This window comes from Glutamicibacter nicotianae (assembly GCF_016907615.1).
GTDB classification, from domain to species: domain Bacteria; phylum Actinomycetota; class Actinomycetes; order Actinomycetales; family Micrococcaceae; genus Glutamicibacter; species Glutamicibacter nicotianae.
Genome location: NZ_JAFBCH010000001.1, coordinates 2,735,800 through 2,751,136, shown reverse-complemented (window position 1 = coordinate 2,751,136; position 15,337 = coordinate 2,735,800). Strand labels below are relative to the sequence as shown.

Here is a 15,337-nt window from a genome sequence, read left to right as displayed (position 1 = left end):
CAACTAATGTTCCAATAGGGTTGGGGCAGTAACTGAACGGGACTTGTCCCTGCATCTCAACCATTAGGAGTCCACTAATGCCCGCTCTGGAAAATAACGCAGGCCTGCAGACCGCTGCCCGCACCCTGCTTCGCTTGGCTTTCGGTTTCCTCTTCCTGGCCCACGGCTGGCAGAAGTACTTCCAGTTCACCATCGAGGGAACCATCGCGGCCTTTGGCCAAATGGGTGTTCCTGCCGCCAACCTGCTTGCCCCGGTGGCTGCAACCTTGGAGATCGCTGGCGGTGCCGCGATTATCCTCGGCCTGCTTACCCGCGTGTTCGCAGGCCTATTGGGGGTGCAGATGATCGTCGCGCTGTTCATGGTTCACGCTGCAGGTGGAGTCTTCGTGGAAAATGGCGGCTTCGAGCTTGTCTTGGCACTGGCTGCCGGCGCACTGGCGCTGCTTCTGGTGGGCCCTGGCCGGATCTCGCTTGATGCGCTGATCTTCAAGGGCAAGAAGGCGGGCAAGGCGCTCGTCAACGCCTAAGCCCCAGCTTTCGCAAACCCCGGGAAACCTTTCCCGGGGTTTTGTTGCGCCTGGAGGCGGGTTCATGTTGACGTGATCGAGCGCACTCTGACATACTGAACGAACGGTCAGTATGTAATTTGTTTTCGATGAGGTGAACCCATGGCCCCGACCACACCGCAGGAGCCGGGACTGAGTGCCGTCCCGAGCTACGAAGAAGAGCAGTCCCAAGCGCGTTTCGACGCCTTGATCGATCAGGACTCCCGCGTCGAGCCACGCGATTGGATGCCTGAGAAGTACCGCAAGACCCTCAGCCGTCAGATCTCGCAGCACGCGCACTCCGAAATCATCGGCATGCAGCCTGAAGCGAACTGGATTACCCGTGCTCCATCGCTGAAGCGCAAGTCCATTCTGATGGCCAAGGTGCAGGACGAAGCCGGTCACGGCCTCTACCTCTATTCGGCCGCCGAGACCTTGGGCACCACCCGCGACGAGTACAACGAGCAGCTACTCTCCGGCAAGGCCAAGTACTCCTCGATCTTCAACTACCCCGCACGCACGTGGGCGGACATGGGCGCTATCGGCTGGCTGGTCGATGGGGCGGCGATCGCCAACCAGGTTCCGCTGTGCCGTGCTTCCTACGGCCCCTACGGTCGCGCCATGGTCCGCGTGTGCAAGGAAGAATCCTTCCACCAGCGCCAGGGCTTCGAGATCTTGCTCTCGCTCTCGCGCGGCACCGATGCGCAGAAGAAGATGGCGCAGGATGCCATCAACCGCTTCTACGAGCCAGCCCTGATGATGTTCGGTCCGCCAGACGAGCAGTCGCCGAACTCCCAGCAGTCCATGGCCTGGAAGATCAAGCGCTTCTCCAACGACGAACTTCGCCAGCGTTTCGTCGGCATGATCGCCGAACAGGTCAAGGTTCTCGGCCTGACCCTGCCAGACCCCGAGCTGCACTTCGATGAAGAAAAGAAGCAGTGGATCCATAAGGATCTGAACTGGGACGAATTCATGGCAGTCATCAAGGGCAACGGCCCAGTGAATGCACAGCGCATGGAACGCCGCCGCGAAGCGCACCGCGAGGGCGCCTGGGTCCGTGAAGCCGCCGCAGCATACGCAGCAAAACAAGCACAAAGTGAGGTTGCCTAGCATGAGCCAACAGAGCAATTGGCCCCTGTGGGAAGTATTTGTCCGTTCGTCCCGTGGACTCTCGCACGTCCACGCCGGATCCCTGCATGCACCGGATGCCCAGATGGCCGTGCGCAACGCCCGTGATCTGTACACCCGACGCAACGAAGGCGTGTCCCTGTGGGTTGTGAAGTCCACCGACATCATCAGCTCCGACCCTGATGAGAAGGACGCCTTCTTCGAATCCCCTCAGGGCAAGGACTACCGCCACGCGACCTATTACAAGGCCAGTGAGGGAGTGAAGCACCTGTGAAGCACGAAGAACTCGACGAAGCCCTCGACAGCTTCGGTGATGCGCTGGCCTCGGCCACCCGCGTCACCCCGGGCAACGCCTTGCGTCCGGAAGACATCGCTGTGGACGGCGTCAAGCCGAGCGAAGAAGTTGCGCAGTATGCACTGACTCTGGGCGATGATGCCCTCATCCTGGCGCAGCGCATGTCGCACTGGATTTCCCGCGCTCCCGAACTGGAAGAAGACGTTGCCCTGGGCAACATTGCACTGGATGTCCTGGGCCACGCCCGCTCCTTCCTTACCTACGCCGGGCTGGCGTGGGACAAGACCGAAGACGATCTAGCCTACTGGCGCGAGGAAGAGGAATTCACCTCGCTGTGGATCGTCGAGCAGCCCAACGGCCACTTCGGCGTCACCATCATCCGCCAGCTGATCGTCTCGATCTTCCAGAACCTGCTGTACAAGCAGCTGACCGAATCCAAGGACGAAACCCTGGCCGCCATCTCGGCCAAGGCAGTCAAGGAAGTCGACTACCACCGCGACCACGCCATCCAGTGGACCATCCGCCTGGGTCAGGGCACCGAGGAATCGGCCGCCAAGATGCGCCACGCCCTGGAAATCCTGTGGCCATACGTCGATGAGATGTTCCGCGATGAAGAAGTTCACCAGAACCTTCAGGGCATTGCCGTGCTGCCTTCCACCCTGCGCTCCGCGTGGGAAGAAGAAATCACCGCGGTACTGGACGCAGCCGGCTTGGAGATTCCTTCCACCGGTCAGGCCATGGCCTACGGCCGCCGTGGCGAGCACTCCGAACACCTGGGCTACCTGTTGGCGGAGATGCAAGTTCTCGCCCGCAAGCACCCCGGTGCCAGCTGGTAATTACGCAACTTTTGCCCGAATAAGGGGGGAAGCAGTCTTGAGCAAAACGATCGCTGATGCCAAGGATCTGTTCGCTATCGCATCGAAGGTGACCGACCCGGAAATCCCGGTGCTGTCCATTGCAGACCTGGGAATCCTTCGTGAAGTGGACATGGCCGAGGACGGAACCGTGCAGGTGGTCATCACCCCAACCTATTCAGGTTGCCCGGCGATGGATGCCATCAATGAGGACCTGTACGCCGTTTTCGGCGATGCCGGATATGAAAAGGTTGACGTCAAGCTGGTGCTGACCCCAGCGTGGTCAACTGATTGGATGACCGAGGAGGGGAAGAGCAAGCTCGAAGAGTACGGGATCGCTCCACCCACCGGCAAGGGCCATGCGGGCCGCGTCACCCTCGGCATGAGCGTGAAGTGCCCGCGGTGCCACTCGCTGAACACCCGCGAGCTGGCCCGTTTCGCCTCGACTTCCTGCAAGGCGCTCTACACCTGCAAAGACTGCTTGGAACCCTTCGACTACTTCAAGGTGCTCTCATGACCGAACAAACCACACCCACCCGACGCCGGGCGTCCTTCCATCGGCTCACTGTCTCGAACGTGCGTCGGCTGACCAAGGACTCAATCGAAGTCACTTTCGCCATTCCCGCGGAACTGAGCGAGGAATACGACTACGTTGCAGGCCAATACGTGGCACTGCGCAAGGAAATTCCCAACGCCGAGGGCGAACTCGTCGAGCTGCGCCGCTCCTATTCCATTTGCGCCGCTCCAACCGGGGATGAGATCAAGGTAGCGATCAAGCGCGACCTCGGAGGCCTGTTCTCCACCTGGGCCAACGAATCCCTGGCTGCGGGCGACCAGATCGATGTGATGAGCCCCGCTGGTGCTTTCATTTCCAAGCACAAGCTCACGGAGATCAACGATCCATCGACCATCGACACCACAGCGCAGGACCGCTTCGTGGCCGTGGCCGCCGGCTCCGGCATCACCCCGGTGCTGGCCATCGCCCGCACGATCCTGGAAGCCAATGACCACACCCGCTTCGACCTGATCTACGCGAACAAGGCAGCCATGGACGTCATGTTCCTTGAGGAACTGGCTGACCTGAAGGACCGCTACCCATCGCGTCTGGCGCTGCACCACGTGCTCAGCCGCGAACAGCGCATCTCGCCGCTGCTCTCCGGCCGCATCGACGCAGAGAAGCTCACCACGTTGCTGACCAACGTGGTCCAGGCGCCGAACGTGGACGAATGGTTCCTCTGCGGCCCCTTCGAGCTCGTTCAGCTGGTCCGCGACCAGCTAACCAGCCTGGACGTTCCCGCGGAAAAGGTCCGTTTCGAGCTGTTCACCACCGGTGAGCCGACCAAGCCGCAAGGGCATATCGGCCGCCCGGTCGAGGTGGACGAGAACGAGGAAAGCTATCAGATCAGCTTCAACCTCGATGGCCTTAAGGGCGAAGTCAAGTCACCGGTGCGTGCCAACGAAACCGTGCTGAACGCCGCACTGCGCGTCCGGCCGGACGTTCCGTTCGCCTGTGCGGGCGGCGTGTGCGGCACCTGCCGCGCCAAGGTCACCAGCGGTTCGGTCACCATGGCCGAGAACTACGCGCTGGAACCGGACGAGGTCGAGGCAGGCTACGTGCTGACCTGCCAGTCGCACCCGACCACCGAAAAGCTCAGCGTCGACTTCGACGCCTAGTTCAGGCAGGAAGACTTCATGATCGAACTGACGATTGCCGATTCCATCGCACGGGTGGTGCTCAATGCGCCGCAGAAGATGAATTCACTGGATGAGGCGGCATTGGCCGAGTTGTCCGAGGCCTATGACAAGGCCGCAGCGGCCGTGGAAACCGGAGAGGTCCGCGCCCTGGTGCTATCCGGCGAAGGCCGCGGCTTCTGTGCCGGACGCGACATCTCAGGGGTCAACCCGGCAGATGACGACGTCATCGGCTACCTTGAAGGCAAGGTGCAACCGCTGCTGGAGAAGATGTCCAGGTTCCCTGCTCCCACCTTCGCCCTGGTGCAGGGTGCCTGCCTGGGCGTCGGCCTTGGCCTGGCCGTGGCCACCGACGTGGTGTACGTGGCGGAGAGCGCCAAGATCGGCTCGCCGTTCGCCAACCTGGGCGCGACCTTGGACTCCGGAGGACACTGGCTTTTCACCGAGCGCCTCGGGGCTCACCGCACGCTGGACATGATCTACACCGCTGAGCTGATTTCCGGTGCCGAAGCTGTGCGTTCGGGCCTGTTCTCCCGCGCCTTCCCGGCCGAGGAATTGGCCGAGCGTGGCGAGGAGATCATCGCCAGGGTGGCACAGGGGGCCACCCAGGCGTTCGTTGCATCCAAGCAGCTGGTGGCGGAAATCCGCGACCAGCGGGTGGGCCTGTGGAATTCAATGCGCACCGAAAACCGGGCGCAGGCAGCCTTGTGCGACACCGCTGATTACGCCGAGGGATTCAAGTCATTCCAGGAAAAGCGCAAGCCGGTGTTCACTGGCAAGAAGTAGTTTCCCAGCAAACACGAGAAGAGCACCTGGATGGCCTCCAGGTGCTCTTCTCGTGCGTTAAACGAGCCGGCTATCGGGTATCGGTGTCTTCGAAAATCAGCAGGGTTTGCGTATCCAGAACCGTTGGCAATGACTGCAATTGCTCAAAGACCACACGGCGCAGGTCCAGATTGTCTTTGGCGCGCACCAGCAGGATCACGTCGAAATTGCCGCCGACCAAGCCCACATGGTGCACCTCGGGAATCGACGCCAGATGGTCACGCAACTCGCGCCAGGAATGCTGGCGGAGCTTCAACGTCACATAGGCGCTGGCCTTGAGCCCGGCCTTGACTGGATCAATGACCGCCGTATACCGGGTAATCACCCCGGAATCCTGGAGCTTTGCGATACGTGAGTAGGCGTGGGCCCGCGATACGTGCACCTTTTGCGCCACGGTGGTGACCGACTGGCGTCCGTCGCTGGTCAGCTCCGCGAGGATCGCATGATCGACATCATCGAGTTTTAGCTCCGCTTCCGCGGCCATTGATTCTCCTTGTTGACGTGCCGGACGTCTCTATTCCAAACACAATCTATTGACACTTTTCGTCTACGAGTATACGGATACTATTCGCAACTTTCCACGATTCCCCGCCGGACTGGATACAGAATGCCACTCATACCCATAATTGATTGCAAATGATGTTTAGGTGAAGTGAGTCACAAGGGGTTGTGCTCATGGACCAGCCAGAACCACGAAAGGTGGGAGAACATGAGCACTGAAGCGCATGCGGATCGCATCTCTGAGGTCAGCAAGAAATTCGGGATTACCCCTGAAGACTACATGCTGCCAGCACGCCACATGATCAACCTGTTGAACCCGGACGGAACCCTGCGCCCAGAGGATCAGCAAGGCACTGAGCCGGGCCACGAGTACCCGCTGCCGAGCCCGGCCCGGCTGCTCGAAGCCTACGCTGCCCTGGTCACCGGCCGACGCGTCAACGACCAGAACTCCGCGCTGGTCCGCCAGGGCCGCATGGCGGTCTACCCCTCCAGCCATGGACAGGAAGCCTGCCAGATCGCGGCGGCATTGTGCCTGGGCGAGAACGACTGGCTCTTCCCGACCTATCGCGACACCGTAGCGGTGCTGACCAAGGGTGTTGCACCGATGGAAGTCATGACCAGTTTCCGCGGCGAATGGCACTGCGGCTATGACCCGAAGGCCTATAACTGCGCACCGATGTCCACTCCGCTCACCACCCAGCTGCTGCACGCAGTGGGTGTTGCACACGCTGCCAAGCTGCGCGGCGAAGACACCGTTGTCGTGGCGATGTGCGGCGATGGCGCCACGAGCGAGGGCGACTTCCACGAAGCGCTGAATTTCGCAGCGGTCTTCAACCTGCCGGTGATCTTCTTCGTGCAGAACAACAAGTACGCCATCTCGGTTCCGCTCTCGCAGCAGAGCGCAGCCCCATCCTTGGCTCACAAGGCTGTCGGCTACGGCATGGCCGGCGAGCGCGTGGATGGCAACGACTTGATGGCCTTGATGGCCATCATGACCCGCGCGGTGCGCATGGCCCGCGAGGGCAACGGCCCGCTGCTGATCGAGGCCCACACCTACCGCATGCAGGCGCACACCAATGCCGATGACGACAAGCGCTACCGCGAGGACTCCGAAGTCCAGGAATGGATCGCCAAGGATCCGGTGACCCGGATGAAGGCATACCTGGATGATGCAGGACTGTTGACCGATGAGACCGTCGCCAAGATCACTGCGGATGCCGAAGCCGTTGCCAAGACCCTGCGCGATGGCATGAACCAGGAAGCTAACACCGATCCACGCGAGCTGTTCGAGCATGTGTACTCGGCCAAGAGCCAGCAGCTTGCGGAACAGCAAGCCATTCTTGTCGACGAACTAGACCGTGAGGAAGCCTAGGATGACTGCCACTACTTCGCGCGTGAACCCGAACGTCAGCGCTGCCACCGCACGAGCCGCAGCAAAGGTTGCCAACGAGAACCAGCCGGTGACCTTCGGCAAGGCGCTGAATACCGCCTTGGCCGATGCGCTGGTTGCCGATGACTCGGTAGTGATCTTCGGAGAGGATGTGGGAACCCTCGGCGGTGTCTTCCGCATCACCGATGGCCTGACCGCGCGCTTCGGCTCCGAGCGCTGCTTCGACACTCCGCTGGCCGAATCCGGCATCGTCGGCATGGCCGTCGGCATGGCCATCAACGGCATGCGACCGGTCATCGAGATGCAGTTCGATGCGTTCGCCTACCCGGCCTTCGAGCAGATCGCTTCGCATGTTGCCAAGATGCGCAACCGCACCCAGGGCAAGCTGAATCTGCCAATGGTGATCCGCATTCCTTACGCCGGCGGCGTCGGCGGCGTGGAGCACCACTGCGATTCCTCGGAAGCCTACTACGCGCACACCCCGGGCCTGAAGGTCTTCACCCCCTCGTGCGTCGAGGACGCCTACCTGATGCTGCGCGAAGCCATCGATTCGGATGATCCGGTGGTCTTCTTCGAGCCGAAGAAGCTGTACTGGTCCAAGGAACAGGTTGACCTTGGGCAACTGGCCGAACAGTACGAGGCGAAGAAGAGCGCCACGACCGAGGGGCAGGCACGCATCGCCCGCCCGGGCAGCGATGCCACGCTGATCACCTATGGTCCAAGCGTTTCCACCGCAATGGAAGCCGCCAAGCTGGCAGCCGAAGAAGGCATCAGCCTGGAAGTAGTTGACATCCGCAGCATTGTGCCATTCGATGACGAGACCGTCTGCGCATCGGTGCGCAAGACCGGTCGGGCCATCGTGGTCGCCGAAGCCCAGGGCTTCGCCTCGGTAGCCAGCGAAATCGTAGCCCGGGTGCAGGAACGCTGCTTCCACTCGTTGGCGGCTCCGGTGCTCCGCGTGACCGGATTCGATATTCCTTATCCGGCACCAACGCTGGAAAAGTTCCATCTGCCAAGCGCCGAACGAATTCTCGACGCGGTTGACCAGCTTCAGTGGGAGGCGTAAATGAGCATCAAGACTTTCCTCTTGCCAGACCTTGGCGAAGGGCTGACCGAAGCCGAGCTGGTGCGTTGGATGGTTGCCGCCGGTGACGTCGTTGCGGTCGACCAGCCCATTGCAGAGGTGGAAACCGCGAAGTCGCTGGTGGAAATTCCTTGCCCATTCGAAGGCGTCGTCTCCACCTTGCATGGGGATGCCGGCCAGATGATGCTGGTGGACGAGCCCTTTATTTCGGTGAACACCGGCGGTGAAGACGCAACGACTCCTGCAGGCGAAGAAGCCGGACGTGCCCAGTCCTACCGCGAGGAAGAGCGTGCCGGCACCCAGGTTCCTGCCGAGGAGGATGCAGAATCCGATGAAGGCAGCGGAAATGTGCTCATTGGCTACGGCACCTCCTCTGCCCAGCGCAAGACCAGCCGCCGGCGCAAGCCGCGCTCAGGGGTCGCGTCGGCCGCAGTCCAGGCACCAGCTGAAGCGGTGCGCGTGATCAACCCGCTGGTACGCAAGCTGGCTCGTGACAACGCATTGGACATCACCACGGTTCAGGGCACCGGTCCAGAAGGGCTGATTCTGCGCGCAGACGTGGAAGCCGCCTTGTCAGCTGATGCGGTGCAGCCTGAAACGGCAACACCTGCAGCGCCGATGCCAACTCCCGCAGCCTCAGCTTCGGCCTCGGTGGCGGTGCCGGTGGCCCAAACTGGGGAAGCTGATGCGAAGACCGGCCTGCCTGTAGCTTCCTCACAGGTGCTTTCGGGCGTGCGCAAGACCATCGCCAACGCGATGAGCACGTCGCGCCGGGAGATCCCCGAAGCGACCGTGTGGGTGGATGTCGACGTCACCAAGCTGCTGAAGCTGCGTTCGAAGATCAAGGAGGCAGACGGCCAAGCCCCGAGCGTCATGGCGCTGGTCGCGCGCTTCGCTGTGGCCGGATTGCAGCGTTTCCCGGAACTGAACAGCCGCATCGACGTTGAGGCTGATGGTGGATTGCGCCATACCCTCTTCGAGGGCGTGAACCTTGGCTTCGCCGCCCAGACCGACCGCGGCCTGGTTGTGCCCAATGTGCGCGATGCCCACAAGCTGAATGCCAAGGAACTGTCGGCCGAGTTCGCTCGGCTGGCTTCGGTGGCGCGCGAGGGCAAGGCCGGCGTTGCAGACCTGTCCGGCAGCACCTTCACCATCAACAACTACGGCGTGTTCAATGTTGACGGCTCCGCGGCCATCATCAACTACCCGGAAGCTGCTATCCTGGGGCTTGGGCGCATCGTCGAGAAGCCGTGGGTGGTCAATGGCAAGATCAAGGTCCGCTCCATCTGCGAGATGACACTGAGCTTCGACCACCGGGTTTGCGATGGCGGAACCGCGGCCGGCTTCATGCGCTATGTCGCTGACGCGATGACAGATCCAAAGGCCGCCTTGGCGTCGCTATAGCGTCCACAGTTCCCAGTTCTCGCTCTTGCGAGTGAGCATGGTGCCCGTCGAACCTCAGGAGGAACGGCGGGCATCATTCTTTTTGTTGACATTCTGTCAATGCTCGACGAATCATTCCCATGTCAACCGCTAGTTGGTAGAGTTAGATCGATAATCATTTCTATGCTGGAAATAAGTTGAGCTCGGCTGCTTGCTCGGAAAGTGGGCCACCCAGCACAAGGCAGCGAAAGCAGGGGAATTGGGATGGCAACTGCAGGGACAGGAATCAAGAATCGTCCACTGACCTGCTTACTGTTGCTTCTCCCAGCAGCCATTGTCGGGGCCACCGCTGCGCTGCTTGCTGGCGACCTGCCGGACATGACCGCAACGCACTGGAGCTCAACCTACCCTGACGGGTTCACCCGAACCGCCGTCTTTGTCCCGGTCTGCATCGGGCTGACCATCGTTGGTGCCATCACCGGGATGTTCTCCTTGAAGCTGCGCAATAAACCGGCTTTGCTTATGATGCTGCTCTTTGCCGGTGGCCTGCTCGCGTGGAGTGCAGCTGGCGTGTTCGTCAGCTCGGCGGCAGCGACAGCGCTCGCCGAAACACCTGAAACTGCAGTGCTGGGCGGCATGATGTTTTTGCTCATTGCCTGCGCGTTGCTGGGCATAGCGCCGCTGTGGGCCAGCGGCATCTACCAGCAGTACACACGGCAATTCAACGAGGACCGCCAGCAACGAATCGATGCAGCCCAAAGCGTACAGCGGACTGACGCGGCGGAGGCATTCGCCGAGCCACAGCCAGATTCCAGGCAAGCGGAGTTCAAGCAAACTATGGCCGCACCATGGTGGATGTGGATGCTATGCCTCGTGCTGTTCGCGGCACTGTTCTTTGCTGTAGTGCTGCCCTTTCTGGCCGGTGGAAGCCACGACGGCAGCTTGGCGAGCGTCATCCTTCCCGTGGCCCTGTCAGTCGCAGTCTGCGTGCTGATGCTATGCGTGATCTGGATCCGGGTATCCATCATCGGTGATCGTTTCCGGGTATCTTCCGCGCTCTTGGGGATCCCAATGCGAACTATCAAGATCACTGACATTGAATCTGTGACCAGTGAGAAGATCAATCCCATGATGTGGGGAGGCTGGGGCTGGCGGATCATTCCAGGCGGTTCGGCCATCGTGATGAGAGAACACGAAGGCCTCGTTTTCGACCTCAAGAACAAGAAGCGATTCGCCGTGACCATTCCGGACTCACTGCAGGCCGCGGACGTTCTCAATGCCCGCATGGGCTAGGCGGAACAGCAGCCTGCTTGATTCCTGTGCCGGTGCCCTATTTCTTCAGGGTGCGCATGGGGCCGATAACCACCGAGCGCAGCACTAAGCCGGATACCAGCGATGCGGCCACGACATGGATAATCCCCAAGACAGCGTAGGCCAATTGCAGGAACTCCGGAATTTTCTGGATGTGCGGGTGCGGCAGGACGAATGACAATCCGATGACCGCAGCCCAGAGAACCAAGCTGCCCGCCCCGACATTCCTCGACCAGGATCCTTTGGGAACTTCGTGGCTCAGCGGCTGGATGCGCTGGAGCACGGCCGAAGCCAGAACCAGCCAGAATCCTGCCACCACGAAACCAGCGGCAATGTCGCTTGGGCGGTGCCAACCGCAGATCAGGGTGGCCAGTCCCGTCACCGTGGCGAATAACCAGGCAATCGGTTGCACCACTGGACGCAGCTTCGGTGGCGACACCAGATACATCAGTCCCATGGCGGCAGCGGCGGCGGTGGTATGTCCCGAGGGGAAGGAATTTCCTGTGGTGCCGAAATTGAAATCCGGGCGGGTCAAGACCTCGTGCTTCAGAAGCTGCGTGGTGCCGGCTGCGGCTGCGGCCGCGATGATCGCTACGATGGCCCGAAGGAAATGGCGGTCGCGAATCACCCGATACAGCAGGAATACTGCAGCAATCGCGCCACAAATTGCTGGCAAGAGATCCAGGAATTCGCGGACCGGATTGAGCAAGTCGGTCCGGGGCCACCATTGCGACCACGCGATGAATCCTGCCTGATCCGCCCATTGCCCACTGCGTTGCTGGACGAAAAATATGTACTCAAGACAGAAAAGCGCAACCAGCAGCAGCAAGGCCCACCACCACCTGATATGGTGCGGGCGCGTGGAGGCTGAATGGCGTGGCATATCTCTAGGGTGTCATATCCGGCAGGCGGAACGGCACCGTTCAGGCATGTAACCATGCCCACGCTCGCTAGGCTTGGACTATGAGCTTTGAACTACCGCCCCTTGAAGAATTGCTGGCGCATTCCCATGTTGTCCGCCTTCCGATGCGCGTGAAATTCCGTGGCGTCACCCAGCGCGAGGCCCTGCTGATCGAAGGGCCGGAAGGCTGGGGCGAATTCTCTGCCTTCACCGAGTACGGAGCTGCGGAAGCCGCACGATGGCTGGCCGCCGGAATCGAGGCCGCCTACCAGCCGTTCCCCGAACCGCTGCGCACCAGCATCCCGGTCAACGCCACCCTGCCAGCGGTTGCGGCGAAGGATGTAGGGGCGGTTCTTGAACGCTACGACGCGCCGCACACCATCAAGATCAAGGTGGCCGAACAGGGCCAAGGCCTCGACGAAGACCTGGCCCGCGTGGCTGAAACCCGGCGGCTCTACCCGCAGGCAGCGCTGCGCGTGGACGCCAATATGGGGTGGGATATCGCCCAGGCCGTTCCCGCACTGAAAGCACTGAGCGAGTACGACCTGCAATACGCAGAGCAACCGGTGCCTGGCATTACCGGGCTGGCGGAAGTCCGCGAGCAACTGCGCAAAGCCGGAAACCCGTTGAAGATCGCCGCAGATGAAGCGGTACGCAAGCACACCGACCCCCTGGAAGTCTCGCGGTTGGGCGCGGCGGATCTGATGGTCATCAAGGCCCAGCCGCTGGGCGGCATCAGCGCTGTGCTGGACATTGCCAAGCACGCGGAACTGGATGTCGTCGTCTCCAGCGCATTGGATACCTCGGTAGGCCTGGCCCAAGCGGCAGCCTTGTCCAGCGCACTGCCAGCATTGCCCTATGCCTGCGGCCTGTCTACCGGTACCTTGTTCGCCGAAGACGTTTGTGCCGAGCCGTTGCTGGCTACCGCCGGATATTTGCCGGTGCGCCGCATTGAGCCGGATCACCAGAAACTGGAGAGCCTGCGCCCAGAAGAGGCGCGCGTAGGCTGGTGGCGGCAGCGGCTGGAGTCCTGTTATGCGGAACTGGCTAGGGAATAGCACTACTCAGGAATCTGTTTCCCTGGCGTTCACCTTTGCGTCGCTTTTAGAACACTTCCAAGTGAAAACCTCAGTTCGAGTCATTCCCCTGACGATGAGCCACATACTGAGGAAGTGAGCGGATCATGAATCCAACCCGTACCTTTTTGCCAATGCTGGGCCACACCCGCGGCGGCCGTTCTGCAGCTACTTGCCACTTCAAGTGCGCTGACGCCTGCACCAAGCCGGATTGCAACACTTCGTCCAATGGCTACTTCAAGGACATCGCCGACAAGTCGATGTCCCGCCGCAGCATGCTTGGCCTGGGCGCCGTCGGCGCCTCGGCACTGGTCATCGGCCCGCAGCTCTTCGGCGCAGCCGACGCGACCGCGGCGCCACTGGTGCCAATGAAGCCAGGCAAGGGCGGACACCTTTCGTTCGACGCCATTGAGCCGGTGTCGCGTTCGGTAGATACCGTTTCAGTTCCTGACGGCTACGACTGGAACGCCATCATCCGCTGGGGCGATCCGCTCTTCAAGAACACCCCGGCATTCGACGCCTCCAAGCAGTCGGCCCGCAAGCAGGCCGAGCAGTTCGGCTACAACTGCGACTACCTGGACATCATCGTCGACAAGTATTCGGGCCGTACCGGCGTGCTGGTGGCCAACCACGAATACACCAATGAAGACATGATGTTCGACGCTGCCTGGTTCGAAGCGAACAAGGACGAAGCCCGCAAGATCGCGATGAACGCCCATGGCTTCTCGGTCGTCGAGGTCAAGCGCAAGAAGAGTGACAAGAAGTGGAGCTACGTGCAGGGTGGCGAGCGCAACCGCCGCATCACCGCCAGCACCGAATTCCTGGTAGACGGCCCGGCGGCAGGCAGCGACCTGCTCAAGACCGCCGCTGATCCAACCGGAACCAAGGTCCTTGGCACCCTGAACAACTGCGCCGGCGGCACGACCCCGTGGGGCACCGTGCTCTCCGGCGAAGAGAACTTCGACCAGTACTTCCGCGGCAAGGGCACCGCTCAGGAAGCCCGCTACGGCATCGGCACCGGCGCGACCGGCCGAGGCTGGGAAGACATCGACCCGCGTTTCGGCCTGCACAACGACGGCTACGAGAACGAGGCTAACCGCTTCGGCTGGGTCGTCGAAATCGATCCGCAGGACCCAACCTCCACCCCGGTCAAGCACACCAGCCTGGGCCGCTTCAAGCACGAAGGCGCCAATGTGCGCATTGCCAAGAACGGCAAGGTCGTTGCGTACTCCGGCGACGACTCGCGCTTCGAATACCTGTACAAGTTCGTCTCGAAGAACACCTATTCCAAGCACGATCGCAAGCACAACATGGGCCTGCTTTCCGAGGGCGACCTGTACGTTGCGAAGTTCGAAGGCAACTCGCCAGCAAGCGAAATCGACGGCAGCGGCGCTGTCCCGTCCGATGGTGCCTTCGACGGCATGGGCACCTGGCTGCCGCTGGTGAAGAATGGCGAATCCAAGGTCGAGGGCATGAGCATCGACGAGGTGCTGGTCTACACCCGCCAGGCAGCCGACAAGGTCGGAGCCACCAAGCTGGACCGCCCGGAAGATGTCGAGCCGAGCCCTGTCTCCGGCAAGGTCTACGTGGCGCTGACCAACAACACCGACCGCGGCAAGGAAGGCAAGGAAGGCGCCACCGAAGTCAGCCCGCGCGTCCGCAACCGCGATGGCCACGTACTGGAAATCACCGAAGCCGGAAACGACGCCACCGCGGCGAAGTTCACCTGGAACATCCTGCTGGTGGCCGGTGACCCCAATGTGAACGGATCGACCTACTTCTCCGGCTACCCAGCCGACAAGGTCTCGCCGATCTCCTGCCCGGACAACCTGGCCTTCGACTCCAAGGGCAACCTGTGGATCTCCACCGACGGCGCACCCGGCACCATCGGCTACTCCGATGCACTGCACAAGGTCACCCTGACCGGCAAGGATCGCGGCCGCGTCGAGCAGTTCCTGGCCGTGCCAACCGGCGCAGAGACCTGCGGCCCGCTGATCCATGACAAGGACAACTCGGTCTTCGTTGCCGTGCAGCACCCGGGCGAAGGCGGCAGCTTCGCCAGCCCTACCTCACTGTTCCCCGATTTCGTGAAGAACGCGGCAGAAGCAGGCAGGGGCCAGTTCTACGGTCCACGCCCATCGGTAGTCCAGGTCTTCAAGGAAGACGCGAAGCCGGGCAAGGGCAAGGGCCGCAACAAGTAGGCGCAGCTCCAGGCCAAGCTTCCAGGGCGCCGGCAGGATCCATCAGAGGAACCTGCCGGCGCCGTGGCGCATTCCAAGTCGGTTCTCCGGCAGCCCAAGGCATAGACTTGGATAATTGCCTTCAGCTATGGAATCTAAGGAGTCACGCAGC

At 61.5% G+C, this 15,337-nt stretch carries 15 protein-coding genes; 13 read left to right on the top strand and 2 right to left on the bottom strand.

Annotated elements, in window-relative coordinates; genetic code table 11:
- The first annotated feature begins 77 nt into the window (after positions 1–77).
- The 7 genes from JOE62_RS13145 to JOE62_RS13115 all read left to right on the top strand — a co-directional run bounded on the left by JOE62_RS13145 (position 78) and on the right by JOE62_RS13115 (position 5,300).
- On the top strand, positions 78–527 hold the full coding sequence (locus JOE62_RS13145; RefSeq protein ID WP_204722685.1) for a DoxX family protein: 450 nt from the start codon (positions 78–80) through the stop codon (positions 525–527).
- 141 nt (positions 528–668) lie between these two features.
- The gene (paaA, locus tag JOE62_RS13140; RefSeq protein WP_128471069.1) at positions 669–1,655 is read left to right on the top strand and encodes a 1,2-phenylacetyl-CoA epoxidase subunit PaaA; all 987 of its coding nucleotides are present in this window, start codon (positions 669–671) and stop codon (positions 1,653–1,655) included.
- Between the two features lies 1 nt (position 1,656).
- Positions 1,657–1,947 carry a 1,2-phenylacetyl-CoA epoxidase subunit PaaB gene (gene paaB / locus JOE62_RS13135; RefSeq protein WP_038992280.1) on the top strand — a complete coding sequence of 97 codons (291 nt, stop codon included), beginning with the start codon at positions 1,657–1,659 and terminating at the stop codon, positions 1,945–1,947.
- Positions 1,944–2,804 (top strand): 1,2-phenylacetyl-CoA epoxidase subunit PaaC, encoded by an 861-nt coding sequence (gene paaC, locus JOE62_RS13130; RefSeq protein ID WP_204722684.1) that lies wholly within the window; start codon positions 1,944–1,946, stop codon positions 2,802–2,804. The genes paaB and paaC overlap by 4 nt, the downstream gene beginning before the upstream one ends.
- A gap of 37 nt (positions 2,805–2,841) precedes the next feature.
- Positions 2,842–3,339: a 1,2-phenylacetyl-CoA epoxidase subunit PaaD gene (gene paaD / locus JOE62_RS13125; protein WP_128471071.1), complete on the top strand. Its 498-nt coding sequence runs from the start codon at positions 2,842–2,844 to the stop codon at positions 3,337–3,339.
- The gene (gene paaE, locus JOE62_RS13120; protein WP_204722683.1) at positions 3,336–4,496 is read left to right on the top strand and encodes a 1,2-phenylacetyl-CoA epoxidase subunit PaaE; all 1,161 of its coding nucleotides are present in this window, start codon (positions 3,336–3,338) and stop codon (positions 4,494–4,496) included. The genes paaD and paaE overlap by 4 nt, the downstream gene beginning before the upstream one ends.
- 18 nt (positions 4,497–4,514) lie before the next feature.
- Positions 4,515–5,300, top strand: a complete 786-nt coding sequence (locus JOE62_RS13115) for an enoyl-CoA hydratase/isomerase family protein (protein ID WP_204722682.1) — start codon at positions 4,515–4,517, stop codon at positions 5,298–5,300.
- Positions 5,301–5,370: 70 nt separating this feature from the next.
- On the opposite strand, the gene JOE62_RS13110 is transcribed toward JOE62_RS13115, so the two are convergent.
- The gene (locus tag JOE62_RS13110) at positions 5,371–5,823 is read right to left on the bottom strand and encodes an Lrp/AsnC family transcriptional regulator (RefSeq protein WP_038992273.1); all 453 of its coding nucleotides are present in this window, start codon (positions 5,821–5,823) and stop codon (positions 5,371–5,373) included.
- 225 nt (positions 5,824–6,048) lie between these two features.
- On the opposite strand from JOE62_RS13110, the gene pdhA reads away from it, so the two are divergent.
- From pdhA to JOE62_RS13090, 4 genes are all read left to right on the top strand, one after another.
- Positions 6,049–7,212 (top strand): pyruvate dehydrogenase (acetyl-transferring) E1 component subunit alpha, encoded by a 1,164-nt coding sequence (pdhA, locus tag JOE62_RS13105; protein WP_204722681.1) that lies wholly within the window; start codon positions 6,049–6,051, stop codon positions 7,210–7,212.
- A gap of 1 nt (position 7,213) precedes the next feature.
- Positions 7,214–8,296, top strand: coding sequence for an alpha-ketoacid dehydrogenase subunit beta (locus tag JOE62_RS13100; protein ID WP_204722680.1), 1,083 nt, complete (start codon positions 7,214–7,216; stop codon positions 8,294–8,296).
- On the top strand, positions 8,297–9,718 hold the full coding sequence (locus JOE62_RS13095) for a dihydrolipoamide acetyltransferase family protein (RefSeq protein WP_204722679.1): 1,422 nt from the start codon (positions 8,297–8,299) through the stop codon (positions 9,716–9,718).
- Positions 9,719–10,012: 294 nt separating this feature from the next.
- Positions 10,013–10,990 (top strand): hypothetical protein, encoded by a 978-nt coding sequence (locus JOE62_RS13090; protein ID WP_204722678.1) that lies wholly within the window; start codon positions 10,013–10,015, stop codon positions 10,988–10,990.
- Between the two features lie 37 nt (positions 10,991–11,027).
- Here JOE62_RS13090 and JOE62_RS13085 read toward each other — a convergent pair whose 3' ends face one another.
- On the bottom strand, positions 11,028–11,891 hold the full coding sequence (locus JOE62_RS13085; protein WP_204722677.1) for a phosphatase PAP2 family protein: 864 nt from the start codon (positions 11,889–11,891) through the stop codon (positions 11,028–11,030).
- A gap of 80 nt (positions 11,892–11,971) precedes the next feature.
- Between JOE62_RS13085 and JOE62_RS13080 the strand changes: the two genes are divergently transcribed.
- A complete protein-coding gene (locus JOE62_RS13080) occupies positions 11,972–12,967 on the top strand; it encodes an o-succinylbenzoate synthase (RefSeq protein WP_204722676.1) in 996 nt (331 codons plus the stop codon).
- A 125-nt stretch (positions 12,968–13,092) separates the two neighbouring features.
- Positions 13,093–15,186, top strand: coding sequence for a PhoX family protein (locus JOE62_RS13075; RefSeq protein ID WP_204722675.1), 2,094 nt, complete (start codon positions 13,093–13,095; stop codon positions 15,184–15,186).
- Positions 15,187–15,337 lie beyond the last annotated feature (151 nt).

What these genes read in the sequence shown, in the direction of transcription:
- JOE62_RS13145 (WP_204722685.1), top strand. Translation starts at nt 78, where the DNA reads ATGCCCGCTCTGGAAAATAACGCAGGCCTGCAGACCGCTGCCCGCACC.
- paaA (WP_128471069.1), top strand. Translation starts at nt 669, where the DNA reads ATGGCCCCGACCACACCGCAGGAGCCGGGACTGAGTGCCGTCCCGAGC.
- paaB (WP_038992280.1), top strand. Translation starts at nt 1,657, where the DNA reads ATGAGCCAACAGAGCAATTGGCCCCTGTGGGAAGTATTTGTCCGTTCG.
- paaE (WP_204722683.1), top strand. Translation starts at nt 3,336, where the DNA reads ATGACCGAACAAACCACACCCACCCGACGCCGGGCGTCCTTCCATCGG.
- JOE62_RS13115 (WP_204722682.1), top strand. Translation starts at nt 4,515, where the DNA reads ATGATCGAACTGACGATTGCCGATTCCATCGCACGGGTGGTGCTCAAT.
- JOE62_RS13110 (WP_038992273.1), bottom strand. Translation starts at nt 5,823, where the DNA reads ATGGCCGCGGAAGCGGAGCTAAAACTCGATGATGTCGATCATGCGATC.
- pdhA (WP_204722681.1), top strand. Translation starts at nt 6,049, where the DNA reads ATGAGCACTGAAGCGCATGCGGATCGCATCTCTGAGGTCAGCAAGAAA.
- JOE62_RS13100 (WP_204722680.1), top strand. Translation starts at nt 7,214, where the DNA reads ATGACTGCCACTACTTCGCGCGTGAACCCGAACGTCAGCGCTGCCACC.
- JOE62_RS13095 (WP_204722679.1), top strand. Translation starts at nt 8,297, where the DNA reads ATGAGCATCAAGACTTTCCTCTTGCCAGACCTTGGCGAAGGGCTGACC.
- JOE62_RS13085 (WP_204722677.1), bottom strand. Translation starts at nt 11,891, where the DNA reads ATGCCACGCCATTCAGCCTCCACGCGCCCGCACCATATCAGGTGGTGG.
- JOE62_RS13080 (WP_204722676.1), top strand. Translation starts at nt 11,972, where the DNA reads ATGAGCTTTGAACTACCGCCCCTTGAAGAATTGCTGGCGCATTCCCAT.
- JOE62_RS13075 (WP_204722675.1), top strand. Translation starts at nt 13,093, where the DNA reads ATGAATCCAACCCGTACCTTTTTGCCAATGCTGGGCCACACCCGCGGC.